At 70.3% G+C, this 17,043-nt stretch carries 13 protein-coding genes; 6 read left to right on the forward strand and 7 right to left on the reverse strand.

Annotated features, from left to right (window positions below; all coding sequences use genetic code 11):
• Nucleotides 1–24 precede the first annotated feature (24 nt).
• Both K1J60_RS09980 and K1J60_RS09985 read right to left on the reverse strand, forming a co-directional pair.
• Nucleotides 25–915, reverse strand: coding sequence for a potassium channel family protein (locus K1J60_RS09980; RefSeq protein WP_220645900.1), 891 nt, complete (start codon nucleotides 913–915; stop codon nucleotides 25–27).
• 188 nt (nucleotides 916–1,103) lie between these two features.
• On the reverse strand, nucleotides 1,104–2,021 hold the full coding sequence (locus K1J60_RS09985; protein WP_220645901.1) for a D-alanyl-D-alanine carboxypeptidase family protein: 918 nt from the start codon (nucleotides 2,019–2,021) through the stop codon (nucleotides 1,104–1,106).
• Nucleotides 2,022–2,449: 428 nt separating this feature from the next.
• On the opposite strand from K1J60_RS09985, the gene K1J60_RS09990 reads away from it, so the two are divergent.
• From K1J60_RS09990 to K1J60_RS10000, 3 genes are all read left to right on the forward strand, one after another.
• The gene (locus K1J60_RS09990; RefSeq protein WP_220645902.1) at nucleotides 2,450–3,769 is read left to right on the forward strand and encodes a jacalin-like lectin; all 1,320 of its coding nucleotides are present in this window, start codon (nucleotides 2,450–2,452) and stop codon (nucleotides 3,767–3,769) included.
• Between the two features lie 91 nt (nucleotides 3,770–3,860).
• On the forward strand, nucleotides 3,861–4,445 hold the full coding sequence (locus K1J60_RS09995; protein WP_220645903.1) for a TetR/AcrR family transcriptional regulator: 585 nt from the start codon (nucleotides 3,861–3,863) through the stop codon (nucleotides 4,443–4,445).
• A gap of 146 nt (nucleotides 4,446–4,591) precedes the next feature.
• The gene (locus K1J60_RS10000; protein WP_220645904.1) at nucleotides 4,592–6,001 is read left to right on the forward strand and encodes a hypothetical protein; all 1,410 of its coding nucleotides are present in this window, start codon (nucleotides 4,592–4,594) and stop codon (nucleotides 5,999–6,001) included.
• Here the strand turns inward: K1J60_RS10000 and K1J60_RS10005 are convergent.
• Nucleotides 5,946–7,715 carry a DUF2264 domain-containing protein gene (locus K1J60_RS10005; RefSeq protein ID WP_220645905.1) on the reverse strand — a complete coding sequence of 590 codons (1,770 nt, stop codon included), beginning with the start codon at nucleotides 7,713–7,715 and terminating at the stop codon, nucleotides 5,946–5,948. The genes K1J60_RS10000 and K1J60_RS10005 overlap by 56 nt on opposite strands.
• A 459-nt stretch (nucleotides 7,716–8,174) precedes the next feature.
• On the reverse strand, nucleotides 8,175–9,221 hold the full coding sequence (locus K1J60_RS10010; protein WP_220645906.1) for a rhamnogalacturonan acetylesterase: 1,047 nt from the start codon (nucleotides 9,219–9,221) through the stop codon (nucleotides 8,175–8,177).
• 194 nt (nucleotides 9,222–9,415) lie between these two features.
• On the opposite strand from K1J60_RS10010, the gene K1J60_RS10015 reads away from it, so the two are divergent.
• On the forward strand, nucleotides 9,416–11,098 hold the full coding sequence (locus K1J60_RS10015; RefSeq protein ID WP_220645907.1) for a rhamnogalacturonan lyase B N-terminal domain-containing protein: 1,683 nt from the start codon (nucleotides 9,416–9,418) through the stop codon (nucleotides 11,096–11,098).
• A gap of 7 nt (nucleotides 11,099–11,105) precedes the next feature.
• Here K1J60_RS10015 and K1J60_RS10020 read toward each other — a convergent pair whose 3' ends face one another.
• Together K1J60_RS10020 and K1J60_RS10025 are read right to left on the reverse strand one after the other, a co-directional pair.
• Nucleotides 11,106–12,518 (reverse strand): RICIN domain-containing protein, encoded by a 1,413-nt coding sequence (locus K1J60_RS10020; protein ID WP_220645908.1) that lies wholly within the window; start codon nucleotides 12,516–12,518, stop codon nucleotides 11,106–11,108.
• A gap of 11 nt (nucleotides 12,519–12,529) precedes the next feature.
• A complete protein-coding gene (locus tag K1J60_RS10025) occupies nucleotides 12,530–13,603 on the reverse strand; it encodes a glycoside hydrolase family 43 protein (protein WP_220645909.1) in 1,074 nt (357 codons plus the stop codon).
• A 207-nt stretch (nucleotides 13,604–13,810) separates the two neighbouring features.
• Between K1J60_RS10025 and K1J60_RS10030 the strand changes: the two genes are divergently transcribed.
• Nucleotides 13,811–15,928 (forward strand): autotransporter, encoded by a 2,118-nt coding sequence (locus tag K1J60_RS10030; protein WP_220645910.1) that lies wholly within the window; start codon nucleotides 13,811–13,813, stop codon nucleotides 15,926–15,928.
• A gap of 7 nt (nucleotides 15,929–15,935) precedes the next feature.
• Here the strand turns inward: K1J60_RS10030 and K1J60_RS10035 are convergent, their stop codons facing one another.
• A complete protein-coding gene (locus K1J60_RS10035) occupies nucleotides 15,936–16,292 on the reverse strand; it encodes a RidA family protein (protein ID WP_259407650.1) in 357 nt (118 codons plus the stop codon).
• Here K1J60_RS10035 and K1J60_RS10040 point away from each other — a divergent pair.
• A complete protein-coding gene (locus K1J60_RS10040; RefSeq protein WP_220645911.1) occupies nucleotides 16,281–16,850 on the forward strand; it encodes a GNAT family N-acetyltransferase in 570 nt (189 codons plus the stop codon). The two genes, K1J60_RS10035 and K1J60_RS10040, sit on opposite strands and share 12 nt — an antisense overlap.
• Nucleotides 16,851–17,043: the final 193 nt, after the last annotated feature.

The following is a 17,043-nucleotide window of genomic DNA, read 5'->3' on the forward strand; positions in this document are numbered from 1 at the left end:
TCCGGCGGATGCCCCGCCTCTGCGTCAGCGGGCCGCACGCTTGTCCGGCGGGGCGGCGCCGTGGTCACGAGCGTAGGCGTCGAGGATCTCCGGTCGGGGCTTCCCCGTGTGCAGGAAGCGCTCGTCGAGCACGGTGGCGAAGTCGTCGAGTGCGGCGGCGAGGACGAGGGACGCGATACGAGCACCGGGGTGCTGTGCCCGCCGGGTCCGCTCGGCGAGTTCGGCGGCGTGGCCGATGCTCAGCGCCAGCGAGGTGTCGCCGGTCCCGTCGTGGAAGTAGTACGACTCCGGATACTGGGCGAAGTCCACGCTGACGCCGGCGATCCCGGCGGCCAGCGCGTCCAGTGCGGCGGCTCCCGCCTCGGAGTCGAGCTGTTCGTCGGTGATCCCGGCCCGGCGCAGATGGCAGACGCGCAGCGCCAGCGTCCGGCGCCGGGCGAGTGCGGGAAAGATGCCGAGCACCCAGGAGACGGTGGCGGTCAGCAGCGCGAATCCGACCAGCGCCTCCAGCGGTGCCACGATCCGCAGCCAGCCCTCGGCGGGGGCGATGTCGCCGAGGCCGAGGGTGGCCACGGTCACCAGGGAGACATACAGGGCGTCCACCGGACGGGAGTGCTGGGTCGGCTCCAGGGCGCTCGAGAAGACGAAGCCCTCCGGCATGTGCTGCCAGTACACCACCGCCCAGCCCAGGGCCACGCCGCACGTCCACATCGCGACCACGCCCGCCACGCCGAGCGGCCCGGCGACTCCCGCGGCACGCCAACGGGGACTGGTGCGGGAGGACAGTCGCCACAGGGCCGTCATGACGATCCGGCTCAGTCCTCCGTGGCGGGTCGGGTGCCACAGGGTGTGGAACACGTCCCGCAGGATGATCAGCACCACCGCAACGCCGACCAGCGAGATCAGCCCGTTCACACGTCCTCCTCAGCAACACCGGTACCGGTACCGGCATGCTGCCGCGCGGACATGGGGTGGGTGGCCGTCGCGGGCCCGTGTCGCCGCAGGCGTTCGAGGACGCCCGTCCGCACAGGGGAGGTGCGTCGGCGCCCGCACGGCAAAGGACCCGGGAACGGCGTGCGTTCCCGGGTCCCCTCGGCGCCCGGTCAGTCCCGCTGTGCGCCCGTGGGCAGCGGGCGCAGTTGCATGCTCGACGCGGTGCTGGTGCCGAATCCGTAGTCCAGCATCTTCGCGGCGTCGCCGTAGCGGCTGGTGGCGTTCAAAACGACACCGATGACGGTCTTGTCGCCTCGGGTGGCGGAGAAGACCAGACACGGTCCCGCGGATGTGCCGGTGCCGGTCTTGATGCCGTTGGCGCCGGAGTAGGAGCCGAGCAGTTGGTTGGTGTTGTACCAGGTGTAGGTACGGGTGCCGCCGGTGCTCGTGGTCGCGTAGCGCACGGTCTTCGTCGTCTTCACGACGGTGCGGAACGTCGAGTACTTCATCGCGCTGCGGGCCAGCTTCGCCAGGTCTCGCGGGGTGGTGTAGTTGGCGCCGGCCGCCGAGATGCCGTCGAACGAGTCGAAGTGGGTGTTGGTCAGACCGAGGTCCGCGGCCTTCTTGTTCATCTTGCCGATGAACGACTTCACCCGCGCGGAGCGGGTGTCACCCGTGCCGAAGGTGTCGGCGAGGGCGTACGCGGCGTCGCAGCCCGAGGGCAGCATCAACGCGTACAGCAACTGCCGGACCGTCACACGGTCGCCCGTCCTCAGATCCGCGGTGCTCGCGCCCTCGGCCGTGACGTAGTCCCGGTAGGCCTGCCTGATGGTGACCTTGCGGTCGAGGTCGAGACCGGTCTGCCCGAGGACCACGCGGGCGGTCATGATCTTGGTCGTGCTGGCCATCGGCCGCTTGTAGTCGGCGTACTTGCTGAACAGCTTGGTGCCGGTCGCGTTGTCCAGCAGGTAGGCGCCCTTGGCGCTGACCGTGGGCGCGTTGGCCGCCTGCGCGGGCGAGGCCAGGGGCGTGGCCAGCAGTACGGTGCCCGCGGTCACGGCGATCGCCGCGGCTTTGCGCAGCGTCATCGCACCGGATCTTCGTGCGCCCGCACTCCGGCGAGCACGCATGCTCTTGTCAAGGGTTGTCAATTCGAACGCTCCGAAAGCACATCCACATCTGAATGAAAGCCATAAAGCGGGCATATATCACCCTGTCCCTCCATGGCTCACAAGGGAGAGAATGGTTGCACAGTTCTCCCACGAGCCTTCGGGCACCCCTTTGTGCGCATTTCCCGCTGGCCGGAGGCGCCCTTCCCGCTGCCGCCGTAGCCGGTCACGAACTTCTTGACATGAACGTCGAAAGATCAAGGAGTGGCCGCCGGGTTCCCTGGATACGGCGGATCGCCACGTCCCTCACTGTTTCCCCAACTGGCCTTGCACGTCACACTGGTTGACATTGAACCTGAACACCGCTCATCTTCCCCTCACCCCTGTCCCGCCCCCGGAGAGTCCCCATGAGAAGACTGATCGGCAGCCTCACGGCCGCCGCGCTCGCCGTCACCGGCCTCGCGACCACCGGCGCGACCCCCGCCGCGGCCGCCACCACCGGCACGTTCAACGTGCTCACGTACAACGTCGCGGGCCTCCCGGAGGGGCTGAGCTCCGGCAACCCGGCGACGAACACCCCGCTGATATCGCCGCGCCTCGGGGCGTACGACATCGTGAACGTGCAGGAGGACTTCAACTACCACGCGGCGCTGTACGCGGGCGACAACCACCCGTACCGCACCGCCACCAGCGGTGGTGTGCCCTTCGGCGACGGCCTGAACACGCTGTCGGACTACGCGTTCGAGGACTTCCAGCGGGTGAAGTGGAACGACTGCACCGGCACCAACTGCCTCACCCCGAAGGGCTTCTCGCTGGCCCGCGTGCGGCTCGACGAGGGCGTCTACGTCGACCTCTACAACGTGCACACCAACGCCGACTCCGACGACGCGGCCCTCGCCGCCCGCCGCGCCAACGTCACCCAGCTCTCGCAGTTCATCCAGGCGAACTCGGCGGGCAACGCGGTGATCGTCATGGGTGACACCAACACCCGCTACACGCGCACCGGCGACAACATCCGCTCACTCGTGTCGGAGAACGGGCTAACGGACCCGTGGGTGCAGCTGATCAAGGGCGGTGTCGCCCCGGCTCTGGGCGCCGACGCGCTGGTCTGCCCGACCACGGCCCCGACCAACGACTGCGAGGTCGTCGACAAGGTCTTCTTCCGCGACAGCAACGTGGTGAACCTGACCGCCGGCCGCTACAACAACGACTGGGCCAAGTTCCTCGACTCCGCGGGCGCCAACCTCTCCGACCACTTCCCGCACACGGTCGACTTCTCCTGGACCCTCAACTCGCGGCTCCGGGCCAGCGACTTCTTCGGCGGCCCGCACGGCACGGCGTACAACGACGCCGACAACCTGCCCTCGACGGTCTCGCCCCGCACCCTGACCCTGCGCGGCGCCTCCCGCCTCGACGCGGTCTCGCTCACCCACGACGGCGGTACGACGCTGGCCCACGGCGGCACCGGCGGCACGGCGGCCTCCCTCACCCTGGCCTCCGATGAGCACCTCACCTCCGTGAAGCTGACACAGGGCCAGAAGGACGGCCGTACCCGGATCTTCTCCGCCGCCTTCGGCACGGACAAGGGCCGCACCCTCGCCTCCGGTACGGCCACCTCGAACGCCAAGACCTTCACGGCACCCCCCGGCTGGCAGATCGTGGGCTTCACCGGCCGCTCGGGCGACGAGATCGACAAGCTGGGCGTCCTGTACGCACCGATCGGCTGACCCGCGCGCCGACGCTCACACGGCCTCCGTGCCCTTGATCACCGGGCGATAGCCTTGGCGTTCAGGTCCCAGAGGTGAAGAGGTGGTCTCCATGGCCCGTGCCGGGCTCACCGTCGACCGGGTCGTGGAGGCCGCGGCCGATCTCGCGGACGAGATCGGGTTCGAGAAGGTCACCCTGTCCGCGCTGGCGCGGCACTTCGGGGTGAAGGACGCGAGTCTGTACTCGCACGTCAGGAACCTCCAGGATCTGCGGACGCGGGTCGCCCTGCTGGCGGGCGGCGAGATGATCGACAAGATCGCCGAAGCCGTGGCCGGACGCGCGGGCAAGGACGCGCTGGCCGCCTTCGCCGGGGCCTACCGGGAGTACGCCCTGGAGCACCCCGGCCGGTACGCGGCCACACAACTCCCCGTCGACCAGGTCCTCGTCGCCGACTCCCCCGCCCTGCGCCGCACCGCCGAGATCACCTACGGCATGCTCCGCGCCTACGGCCTCGACGAACCCGACCTCACCGACGCCGTGCGCCTGCTGCGCAGCACCTTCCACGGCTACTGCGCCCTGGAGGCGGGCGGCGGCTTCGGCGCGGCACGGGACGTGGGCCGGTCGTGGGCCAAGGCCGTGGAGGCACTGCACGTGGCGCTGACGCACTGGCCCGGGGAGGCGCCGGAGGGGGCGTAGCCCCGGCGGTCCGGTCGAGGTCGGTGGGGGTGCCTTGAAGCCGGAGAGGTAGGGAAGCGAAGTCCCGCAGCCCTGCCGTCCCTTGAGGTCTCAAAGAATGTCCCCCGCGGCGGCAACCTCATGTCTCCCGGCGGCGACCCCAGGACATGACACCTGCAACACCCTCCCCCTCCGTCCCGTCCGGACACCGTCGCCGCCACGTCGCGCGCAAGCCCGTCATCGGCTCGCTCGTGGCCGCGTCCGTGCTGGCGGGGGCCTGGTACGCCACCGCAGGGGCGGCGCCCTCCACCCCCTCGGCGGCCGGTGGTCTCACGGTGACGAACACGACCGTGAGCCTGCCGGCGAAGTTCCCCTATCTCTCGGCGGGCTACAACAACAGCCGGGAGTGGACGCGGACGGCGACGGCCGTCGCGCCGAACGGCACCCTGCGGGTCGCCTGGCCCGCCTCGGACGGCATCCATGTCACACCGCTGACGGCGGCCGGCAAGCGCTCCGGCGCCGACACGGTCGTCAAGGGGACCAAGGAGGTCGGAGGTCTCGTCGCGCACAACGACGGGTTCGCGCTGCTGACCCGGGTCGCCGACACCAACAAGTGGAAGGAGACCGCCGCCGCGCTCGTCCGCTACAAGAACGGCAAGCAGGCCTGGCGGACCAAGCTCACCGGCAAGTCCAGCGACGACACGGCCCCGCTGCTCGACGGCCAGCTCGCCTGGAACGGCAAGAAGTACGGCGCCTACTTCGTCGTGCACGGCGCGGGCGGCTTCGCCGACGGCCACTTCGGCGACAAGCTCTCCTACGTCGGCTCCACCGGCAAGAAGCTCGGCGGCGGCTGGGGCTGGGGCTGCTCCCACAACGAGGGCATAGCCCTGCGCGCCGAGACCAGCGGGAACTTCACCTCCCTCTGCTTCGACGACTGGCGGTCGGGGCTGTTCGTCTCCACCGGTATCGCCGCCCCGGACAACGCGCCCGTCGTCCAGCGCGAGCAGTGCTGGGCCGGCTACTGCGGCGGCACCTTCGCGGGCCGCACCGGCGACCTCGTGAAGTCCTCCACCGGCCGCTACGCCACCGCGTTCGCCTCGCGCGGAGCGGCCTCCGCCAAGAAGAACCCGGACGACTCCAGCGGGCGGGGCTGGACGGTCAAGCCGAAGACCGGCACCCACCAGGTCGCCCTGGCGTTCCTCAAGAACAGGAACACCCCCTCGGGCAAGCCGGTCTACCTGACCTCCGCCAAGGGCACCGAGCACGTCAACGTGCGCGTCGCCCCGTACGGCGAGAACCGGCTCCTCGTCTCCTACGAGACGTTGAAGAACGCCAAGTGCGCGAGCGGTACCTGCACCGGCACCTTCACGGGCACCCACGTCCGTCTCGTCGACTGGAACGGCAAGCCGCAGGGCGCCGACAAGATCGTGAAGGCGCGGATCTCCGGTGACCTCGCGGTCCTGAAGGACGGGACGCTGACCTGGGCGTACGCGCCCGTCACCCCGTCCTACACGACCGCCCTCAACGGGGCGTCACCGACCACGAAGACGCTGAAGATCGCCCGTCTGACGCCGTAGCCCCGCGGTCGAACCGGAACGCCGCCCGCTCGCCGTCGGCCCACGTCACGACCAGGTCGTGTGCCCCCTCCACCGCCACGGACACCAGTCCCGTGAGCGGCAGGGGGCGGGGGTCGGCGGTGAGACGGGCGAGAGCGACGAAGAGGGTGGCGTCGTCCTCCGAGGTCCCGCCGGCACATCCGGGACCGTCCGTGGCGTCCGTGTCCGACAGGGCGTGCACGGGCAGGAGCTCGGCCCGTACGCCCTCCGCCGTCGGCCATCCCGTGACCCGTACCGGGGTGCCGGGTGCCGCGCCGCTCACCAGATGGGCACGCACCTCGACCGCGCCCCGGGCCACCACGAGGCTGGTGACCCGCACACCGCTGTCACCGACCGCGTGCCGGGACGCGGCCCACCCCTCCCCCGCCCCCAGCGGCTCGATGTCGACGCGGCTCGCGTCGCCCTCGACGATCACGCTGTTGTCGTACGTCTCCGCCGGCTCCGCGAGGGGCACGGGCTCCGTCACGGTCGAGTACGCGAGCCGGGTGTAGAAGGGGTCGTAGCGCACGTCCTCGCTGCCGTGGTTGTGCACGCGGACCAGGCCGTCCGCAACGGTGGACTGCAGGAGCCAGTTGGGCGGGCCGACGGGGCGCAGCTCGTCCTCGCGTTCCACCGGCCCCGGCTCCTCCGTCGCCGTCCACACCTCGTGGTCGGGCGGCAGGAGCAGGCCGAGGAAGCCCTTGCTGGCCCAGTACGGGGAGGCGGGGCCCGAATAGCCTTGCAGGACATCGGAGTTCGGGCCGTGCCAGCCCAGCGACAGCAGGCCCCGGTCGTCCACCGCGCCCCGGTCGAGGAAGTACTTCAGCGCGCCCGAGGCCAGCCGCCGGGTCTCGCCCGGCGACAGCGGCGTACGGCCGGTGAGGGCGCCCAGCCAGAGCGGGACGGTGGTCGCGAAGCGGTAGGTGAGGGAGCGGCCCTGGTGCAGGGGGGCGCCGTCGCCGCCGAACAAGCGTGCGTAGTCGCCGAGATGGGTCGCGAGGCGGTCGCCGTAGCGGGCGAGGAGGCGGTCGTCCTGCGCGAGCCAGGCGTGCAGCACCGGGTAGAGGTGCATGGCCCAGCCGTTGTAGTAGTCGAACTTGCGACCGTCGCCGTCGGTGTACCAGCCGTCGCCGAGATACCACTGCTCGATCCGCTCGAGGCGCTGCTCGACGACGCGGCGGGACAGCTCCGGTTCGTGCCCGATCTCTTCGAGGAAGCCCCCGACGGTCACCGGGAACAACTCCCAGTTGCAGGGCCAGGGTTCGGCGGTGAGCGCGTCGCCGAGCCAGGCCGCCGCGCGCTGCCGGACGCCGTCGTCGAGGCGGTCCCAGAGTTCCTTGCGTGTCACGCGCAGCGCGAAGGCGATCGACGCGGCCTCGACGAGCGGCTGGCTCCGGTCCTCGATGCGCGGCCAGACGCCGGAGACACCGGCGGCCAGACCGTCGGCGTACCGGGCGAGCGCGTTCTCGTCCCGGCGGAAGGCGGCGAGCAGGAGGGTGCGGGCGTATCCCTCCAGTCCGTCGGAGAGCCGACCGGACCAGCTGGTGCGGTCGCCGGGCAGGTCGTACAGCGCCCCGTCGGCCGTCGCGTACGGCGCCACGGCGGCCAGCAGGGAATCGGCCGCCGACTCCCAGTGGGCGCGGGTGTAGCCGGTGTACGGGCTGAGGGTGCGGTCGTCGTGGGGCTGGGAGGGCATGCGCTGCGCTTTCTGACCGGGGCCGGGGGTTCTGTTCGAGGGCGGGGGGTTCGGGGTGGCTGGGGTGCGTCGACGCGTGCGGGTGGGTGGGGCTTCTCGCGCAGTTCCCCGCGCCCCTCAAAGATCAGGCCCTACGGGCCTGAAGACAAGCGAGGGTCCGGGGCGGCTGGGGTACGTCGGCAAGTGCGGGTGGGTGGGGCTTCTCGCGCAGTTCCCCGCGCCCCTGGAAGACCAGGCCCTGCGGGCCTGGAAACCGCAGGCCTCGGGGCAGCAGCCCGACGGGGCGGCGGACGGCGGATGAAAAGCGTGGGGCGCAGCCCCTGCTTTTCAGGGGCGCGGGGAACTGCGCGAGAAGCCCCACTCACCCGCACCCGACCACTCACCCACACACCCCTCCCCCCATCGCCGTCCACAAAAAACCTGGGGCGCCCCGGTTCCGGTCGGGACGCCCCAGGCGTCTCACCCCACCCTGGTCCGCCCCTCGGGCACCAGCCCCTGGGCGACGAGTTCGTCACGGACGAGGCCGGCGTAGACCGTCGCCCCGTGCACGGACGTGTGGGTGTTGTCGCGCTTCTCGTTGTAGAGGTAGAGCGCCTTGGAGCCCTCCGTGCCCAGCGACTCCACCAACGCCTTCGTCTTGGCGGTGAGGTCGATCAGGGGCACACCGCCCGCCGCGGCGACCTCGCGGGTGACCGCCGGATGGTCGACGCCCAGGCCGTTGACCAGCAGGGCGGTGCCGTTGTTCAGGGTCCCGTCGGCGTTGAACCAGCGGCGGACGATCGGGGTGACCAGGACCGGCCTGCCGCCCTTCTCCCGCACGCCGGCGACCAGGGTCTCCAGGTTGGCCCGGTAGGTGGCCCCGTCGGTCTGCTTGTCGTTGTGGGCCAGTTGGATCAGGACCAGGTCGCCCCGGCGGATCTGCGGCTGGACGGTCGCCCACAGCCGGGGGTCGGCGAGGTAGGACACGGTGCTCTCGCCCGAGTCGGCGTAGTTGGCGACCGAGGCGCCCTTGCGCAGGTACTGCGGGAGTTGCTGGCCCCAGCCGGAGTAGGGATCGCCGGGCTGGTCGCAGACCGTGGAGTCGCCGACGAGGAAGATCTGGCGGGCCCGCTTCGCAGGGGTCACCCGGATGTCGGCCAGCGCGGGCGCCGCACCGCCGATGACCAGGTCGAGGCCCGGGGTGCCGTCGGCGCCGGTGGGCTCGCCCTCCGGGGTGCGGACGTTCACGGTGAAGCTGCGGAAGACGGGCCTCCCGGCTTCCGTGGCCGTCTCGGCGAGCAGCGTGCGGCGCGTCTCGCCGGTGACCTTGGTGCTCGCCGCGCTCTCCCCGCCGAGGCGGACGGTCACGTCGTACGTGCCGGCCGGGACGTCGAAGTGGCAGGCGTTGGCGGCGCAGTTCTCCAGGCCCAGCGCGGGGCGGCCCCCGTGCGCCTCGGCCGGCGCGGCCGCCAGGACGGTGCCCAGGGTCGCGGCCGCCGTCAGCGCGGCGACGGTGAAACGTCTCATTGCGGCTCCTCCGAGGTGATGACATGACCCGGCGGCTGGACGGTACATCGTTTGGCAAGCGCTTTCTAGATGTCCGCCCATTTTCACAAGATTGTCAACTTCCCCACGGTGAAAGCCCTTTCGCGAAAACGATTCAACTGTCACCCTTCCGAATCACCCGCACTCCCCCCACGCACCTCCGAGGAGGCACCCCCATGTCCGGATCCCCCGACCGCACGACGCTCGGCCGACGCGGCTTCGTCGTCGGTACCGCCGCCACCGCCGCCGGCGCCGCGCTCGCCGGGCCGCTGGCCGGCACCGCCCGCGCCGCGACGTTCGGCTACAGCGACGACGGCACCAACTACGTGATCGACACCGGCGCGAACCTGGTGTTCAAGGTCAGGAAGAGCAACGGCGACCTGTCGTCGCTGGTCTACCGGGGCGTGGAGTACCAGGGCTACGGCGGCATGAACTCGCACATCGAGTCCGGCCTCGGCAGCTCCACCGTCACCATCAGGCAGTCCGGCTCGACGATCCTCGTCTCCGTCACCTACGGCACGCTGAGGCACTACTACGCGGCCCGCAGCGGCGAGAACAACGTCTACCTGTGGACCAACAAGGCCGACACCTCGGTCTCCGCGACCCGCTTCATCGTGCGCGTGAAGGCGGGCCTGTTCCTCAACGACCAGCCCGACTCCTACACCTACGCGCCCACCACCATCGAAGCCTCGGACGTGTTCAGGAAGTCCGACGGCCAGACCCGCTCGAAGCACTTCTCCAGACTCCGCGTCATGGACTACGACTACGTCGGCTGGACGACCGGCAGCGTGGGCCTGTGGATGGTGCGCAGCAACCACGAGAAGGCCTCCGGCGGCCCCTTCTACCGCTCCCTGCTGCGCCACCAGAGCGCGGACGGCGGCGGCCTCTACGAGATCCTGTACTACGGCCAGAACCAGACCGAGGAGCAGCGGTTCGGCCTCCAGGGCCCGTACGTCATCGCCTTCACGGACGGCGGGGCGCCCTCCTCGTCGCTGTTCCCGGGCACCCTGACCACCTCGTGGGCGGACTCGCTCGGCCTGTCCGGGTACGTCTCCGCGAGCGGCCGGGGCCGGGTGGCGGGCGTCGGCATCACCGGGCGCGACACGGCGTACGCGTACACGGTGGGGCTCGCCAACTCCGCCGCGCAGTACTGGGGTTCGGCTCGGGCGTCGGACGGCTACTACGCCATCTCCGGGGTGCTTCCGGGGACGTACACGCTCACGGTCTTCAAGGGTGAGCTGGCGGTGTACACGACCTCGGTGACGGTCACGGCGGGCGGGACGACGACGCTGAACTCGATCGCGATCCCGTCCACCAACGATCCGTCGAACGCGTCCGCGATCTGGCGGATCAACGACTGGAACGGCACGCCGAGCGGATTCAAGAACGCCGACCTGATGACGTACGCGCATCCGTCGGACACGCGGGCGGCCGCCTGGACCGGCAATGTGGTGATCGGCAGCGGAAGCGAGACCTCGGCCTTTCCCTGCTACCTCTGGAAGGACGTGAACAGCGGTCTCCTCGTCTACTTCCGGCTGACCGCCGCGCAGGCCGCCGCCGCCCACACCCTGCGCATCGGGGTGACGACGGCCTACGCCAACGGCCGGCCGCAGGTCGTCGTGAACGACACCTGGACCTCGGCGATCCCCTCCCCGCCCACCCAGCCGAACACGCGGTCCCTGACCAACGGGTCCTACCGGGGCAACAACCACACGTTCACCTACAGCGTCCCGGCGTCCGCCTGGCTGGCGGACACGAGTCAGTACAACGTGCTGAGGATCAACGTGGTGAGCGGTTCGGGGACGACCTCCTATCTCAGTGCGGGGACGTCGATCGACGCGATCGACCTGCTGAACTGATCGTCCGTCATGTTCCGCGCGTCCACTGCTGGTTGGTGCCGCCGTTGCACGCGTACGTGATGACGGCGGCGCCGTCGGCGATGGACGCGCCGTTGACGTCCAGGCATTCGCCGGTCGCGCGGGACTTGACGTTCACATAGGAGCCGGTGGTGGTGAGCGAGAACTGCTGGGCGGTGGAGGAGGAGTTGCAGTTCTCCTGGGTGACCGTGTTGGCGTTCTCCTGGACGCACAGGGAGCTGTGCCGGGTCATCAGCTGGTAGTAGCCGCCGCCGACGGACTTGAACCAGTACTTCTGGTTGTTGCCGCCGTTGCAGGTGTACTGCTTGATCTGGGCTCCCGCCCACTGCGACTGGCTGGTGACGTCGGCGCACTTGGACGAGTGGCGCGCGATCAGCGTGTTGTACGTGGCGCTGGTACCGCTGATCGTGCCGGTGGCCGTGTCGACGGTGACCTCGGGCGACCAGGACATCGACATGGTGGTCGAGGTCGGGAAGGTCAGCGGCAGCCAGACGTAGCGGGAGTCGTTGACCGTGCCGCCGAAGGAGTTGCCCCAGCGGTCACCCATGTAGAGGTACGAGGTGGTCGACGTGCCCTGCACGGGCAGGACGTACGCGGTCTGCGAGCCGAAGGTGGTGGAGTCGCCGACGTTGGCCATGGCGGTCCAGGGGCCCGCGATGTTGGTGGCGGTGGCGTACTGCTGCTGGTTGGGGTTCCAGCCGGTGGCGCCCGAGGTCAGCATGAAGTAGACGTTGCCCCGCTTGAACAGGGCCGGGGCCTCGCGGTGGCCGCCGTGCCAGGGGTCGGCGACGAGGGCGGCGATGCCCGTGTAGTCGGCGGTGAGCCGGTAGATCTGGAGGTCGTAGTTCTCGCGGGCCGCCGAGATCATGTAGCCGGTGCCGTCGGTGTCCACGAAGGTGGTGATGTCACGGGACATGTGGGTGCCGAGCGGGCGGAAGCTGCCCTGCCAGGTGTAGTTCCCGTCGACGGTGTCGGAGACGGCGACGGCCGCGCGGGCCTCGCTGTAGTCGACGCCGTTCTCCTTGTGCATCCACATCACGTACTTGCCGGTGGCGGCGTTGTACATGACCTTCGGCCGCTCGATGTTGGCGGTCGCCAGCTCGGGGTCGGTGGCCTCGGTCAGGACGTTGTTGCGGAACTCCCAGCTCTTCAGGTCCGTGGAGCGGTAGGCCGACACGTACCGGAAGGTGTTGTCGGGGTTCCGGTGCTCACCGAACCAGTAGTAGTACGACCCGACCTTGATGACCCCGCCGCCGTGGGCGTGCAGGGGGTTGCCGGAGGTGTCCGTGAACTGGGTGCCGTTGGGGACTGTCTGTGGTGCCGCCTGGGCGGGGCCGGCGGTCACGAGGGCGCCGGCCAGCGCCAGACAGAGCGCGAGGAGCATCGCGTACGCACGTCTCATCTCAGCTCTCCTTACCGGGTGTTCGAGGTGGGTGAGTCGGCCACGGGAATGCCGAAGTCGGGGGTGCCGTCGGGGTTCCAGCCGAGGCGTTGGACGCGGGTGTGGCGGTTGGGGTCGTTGAGGGGGTCGCCGACGATGTCCTTGTACTGGCGGGCGTGGTAGACGAGGACGTCGGTACGGCCGTCCTCGGCGACGGTGAAGCTGTTGTGGCCCGGCCCGTACTGCTTGGTGGTGTCGTTGCTGGTGAAGACCGGTGTCGGGGACTTCGACCAGTTGGCCGGGTTCATGAGGTCGGCGTCCGCGTCGACGGTCAGCAGGCCCATGCAGTAGTTCGAGTCGGTCGCGCTCGCCGAGTAGGTCATGAAGAGCCGGCCGTTGCGCTTGATCACCGACGGGCCTTCGTTGACCTTGAAGCCGATGACCTCCCAGTCCAACTCAGGTGTGGTGAGTCGCACCTGAGGTCCCGTCAGGGTCAGCGGGTCGGCCATCCGGGACAGCCAGACCGCGGTGTTGTTGTTCATCCCGGGCTCGTGCTGCGCCCACGCGAGATAGCGGGAGCCCCGGTGGGTGAAGGTGGTGGCGTCCAGGGAGAAGGTCTCCCAGGCCGTCTTCAACTGCCCGCGCTCGACCCAGGTGCCCTTGAAGGGGTTCGGGTGGGAGTTCTCCAGGACCCAGATGCGGATCGCCCAGATGTCCTCGGCGGGCGCGGAGGCGAAGTAGATGTACCACTTGCCGTCGATGCGGTGGATCTCGGGCGCCCAGATGTGCGCGCCCATCACTCCCGTCTCGTGCTTGCGCCAGATCACGGACTCGGCCGCCGTCGACAGCCCGCGCAGCGTGCGGGACCTGCGCAGGATGATCCGGTCGTACTCGGGCGCGGTCGCCGTGAAGTAGTAGAAGCCGTCGGTGTGGCGGTTGATGTGCGGATCGGCGCGGTTGCGGACCAGCGGGTTGACGTAGGGCGGCCGGGAACCGGCCGCGTGGGCGGCGGTCGCGGGCATCGCCGTGAGGGCGCCGGCGGCCAGGGCGCCCTTCAGGAGCAGACGGCGGTTCGGGGGTTCGGGGACGGTGTGGTCGCGGCCCATGCGGCTTCCTCTCGGAGGGGGGAACAAAAGGAAACAGAAATGTTCGACATATCGCACAAGATCTTTCATTCCGAACGCCGAAAAGGTAAGGGCGTGTTACGGGGAGGTCAACGGGTTGCGCGAGACCAACACAAGCTCACAGGAGCAGAACCGGGGTCCTCGCGAGATTTCTGTTATCGAGGCGGCCTCCGAACCGTCACCCATGACGTGCGCACCCCTCTCCACAAGACAGCGTCGGCCGCCGGAGCCCTGGCGGTCACCGCCCTGCTGCTCGGCGCCCCGAACGCGACCGCCGCCGGCCCGCGCGATGTGACCGCCGACGTCCTGGCCGGGCGGAACGTCACGCTCGCCGGGGACACCGTGGTGACCGTGCCGTCCGGGACGACCACGTACGACGGTGTGTTCAGCGGCACCGGCACCCTCACCGTGCGCGGCACCGGGACGCTGGTCCTCACCCGGGACAGCGACTTCACCCTGCCCGAGTCCCGGCGACGGCAGAGCGTGCGGATCCTCGGCGGCAACCACCCGTACGTCACCGTCACCCGCCCGGACCCGCCCGCCGTGACCGTCGCCAGGGGCGCGACCCTGCAGTACGGGAACAGCGGCTCGACCGGCGTGATCGGCCACTACCCGTACGGCACCCCGGCGTTCCGGCTCAACCAGAACAACATCCGGGTCGACGGCACCCTGCGGCTCGCCCTGAAGGACGTCGCGTACAACCTCGGCACCATCAGCGGCTCCGGCCTGGTCAGCCAGCCGAGGTTCCTCTGGGCCACCTGGGACCTGTCGGGCACCCACCCCTTCACCGGGGTCATCGACAACGGCACCCAGGTGAACGCCGGGCGCCCGGAGTTCGCGACCTCGCTGCCGAACGCGCGCAAGGTGCTCAACCAGGGCACCTGGACCGTCGACACCCCCCTGGGCCGGACGGTGACCCAGGGCATGGACTTCTACCAGCGCGAGTACGGCAGCGACATCAACGTCCAGTCGCGGCCGGGGGGCAAAGTGATCCTCACCGGGCAGTACAGCTGGTCGGACCGGGGCGGCGACACCAACCCCTCGCTCAGCGACCCCGCGCTGAACTGGACGCCCGCGCGCAAGAACGTGAACAAGCGGGGCACCAACATCAAGGGCGCGAACGTCCAGTGGGGCGACGGGACGACGAACAAGATCTTCATGCCGGGCACGGCCGAGACGGTCTACATCAACCTGCTGGCGGCCCGGTCGCGTTCCCTGCTCACGTTCGACTACAACGGGCCCGTCACCCTGGGCGCCCCCATCGGCGGCGGCCGCTTCCACGACACGCTCTCCGCGCCCGGCGCCGGGGACGTCGTCGTCAAGGGCACCAAGGGCAACGACGTCACCTTCGCCGCCGTGCAGCACTACAACGGCTCGACGACGGTCGAGAAGGGCGCGGTGCTGCGGCTGGGCAGCGGCAGGCGGGGCGGCGACGGCGGGCTCTACACGAGGGGCGACCTCCACAGGGTCGTCGACGACGGTGCGCTGATCGTCCGGAACGTCGCCAGGCCGGTGTCGCTGTCCCGGATCAGCGGCAGCGGCTCGTTCACGCAGTCCGGCACCGCGACGACGACACTGACGGGCAGCCAGGTGACGTACACCGGGCGGACGACCGTCACGAAGGGCACGCTCGCGCTCCGTGCGGGGGCCACCCTGGCACGCAGCGAGGGAATCCGGCTCACCACACCGGGGGCGAGGCTCGACGTGGGCACGGCCGGGCTGCGGGTGGACCGCTCCCTGTCCGGCAAGGGCACGGTGGTCGGATCGGTGACCAACGCCGGTACGGTCGTGGCCGGCCTCCGGGTGACCGGCGGCTACACCCAGACCGGGCGGGGCCAACTGGTGCTGCGACAGGCGCCGTTGAAGGTGGCCGGTGCGGTACGGCTGGCGGGCGGCCTGGACTTCGCGGCCCTCGGCGCCGTCGGGGGCCCCGGGGACGAGATCACCGTCATCGACCACACCGGCGAGGGCGGCGTCACCGGTACGTTCACAGGTCTGCGCGAGGGCACGAAGGTGCGACTGGCGGACAACACGTACCGGATCAGCTACCGGGGCGGCGACGGCAACGACGTCGTCCTGACCGCGACGAAGGCGGACGCGTCCCCGAAGACCAGGTCCGCGGCGGGCGCCGGCCCGGACGGCCGGGGCGCCGACACGCTGAACACCGGCGCCTCGGCCGACAGCGGCCCCGGCTGGTGGCCGTACGCCCTGGCCCTCGGCCTGCTCTGCGGCCTCGCCGTACCGATGGGCAGGCGCCGCGCCAGGAACCGCCGACGGGGCGGCGGCCGCCACGCGGCGACGGGGTGAGCCCGGCCTACGGCCGCACGTCGAGACGCACGAGCGCGCCGATCTCCACGAGTTGGTCGGGCAGCGCCAGGTCGGCAACGCCCATGACCGTGCTGGTCGGCCGGTGCTCCCCGAAGTACTCGGCGTGCGGCCGTGCCGTCGTGTCGAAGTTCTCCCGCAGGTTCCTCACCAGCACCGTGGTCTCCACGATCCGGCTGCGCCCGGCCCCGAACTGCTTCAGCACCAGGTCCAGGTTCTCCAGCGTGGTGCGGACCTGCAGTTCGAAGTCGTCCGCACCCACGAAGTTCCCGTCGCGGTCGTGGGACAGCTGCCCCGACACGTAGACCGTGTCACCGACCTGCAGGATGGGCCCATGAGTCAGCACCCGGTGACCCTGACCAGGATCACGCTCGATGACTGGAGGGCCGTTCACACGTGGGCCCGCCTGCCGGAGGTCTGCCGCTTCCAGCCCTGGGGGCCCAACACGGAGGAGCAGACACACGCCTTCGTGAAGGCCGCGGTCGAGGCCTGGTCGAGCACGCCGCAGCAGCGGTTCGCCCATGTGGCGCGCCTGGGTGACGACGTCGTGGGGATGGGCGAGCTGCAGGTCCGCAGTCACCGGCACAGGCAGGGCGAGATCTCCTACATCGTGCATCCGCGGGCATGGGGAAAGGGCGTCGGCACGGAGATCGGACGCCGGCTCCTCGCCCACGGCTTTGCCCGGTTGGGGCTGCATCGGATCTTCGCCACCTGCGACCCGCGGAACGTCGGCTCGTCCCGCGTGCTGACCAAGCTCGGCATGACGTACGAGGGCCGCCTCCGCCACACCGCGTGGATCCGGGACGGGTGGCGGGACTCGTTGGTGTTCAGCGTGCTCGACGAGGAATGGAGCGCGGAGAACGCGGAGGAATGCCGCGGGTGGGACACCTGGTCGTCGGCGTGACGCCGGGACACCGGTCACAGGGGTGATGTCCGGTGCCGGCTCGGGATTGCCGTGAGGGACTGGCCCCGAGCCCGGCCTCCCACGTGGACGAGCGCCGGATGGACGACCGAGGTGACGACCATCGCGGAGGCAACCCCGCACTGCCGTGGTTCCGAGCGCGGCAGCCGGGACGCACGTACCCCTCCGTGCGGCT

Origin of the sequence: Streptomyces akebiae, assembly GCF_019599145.1 — a bacterium.
Classification (GTDB): domain Bacteria; phylum Actinomycetota; class Actinomycetes; order Streptomycetales; family Streptomycetaceae; genus Streptomyces; species Streptomyces akebiae.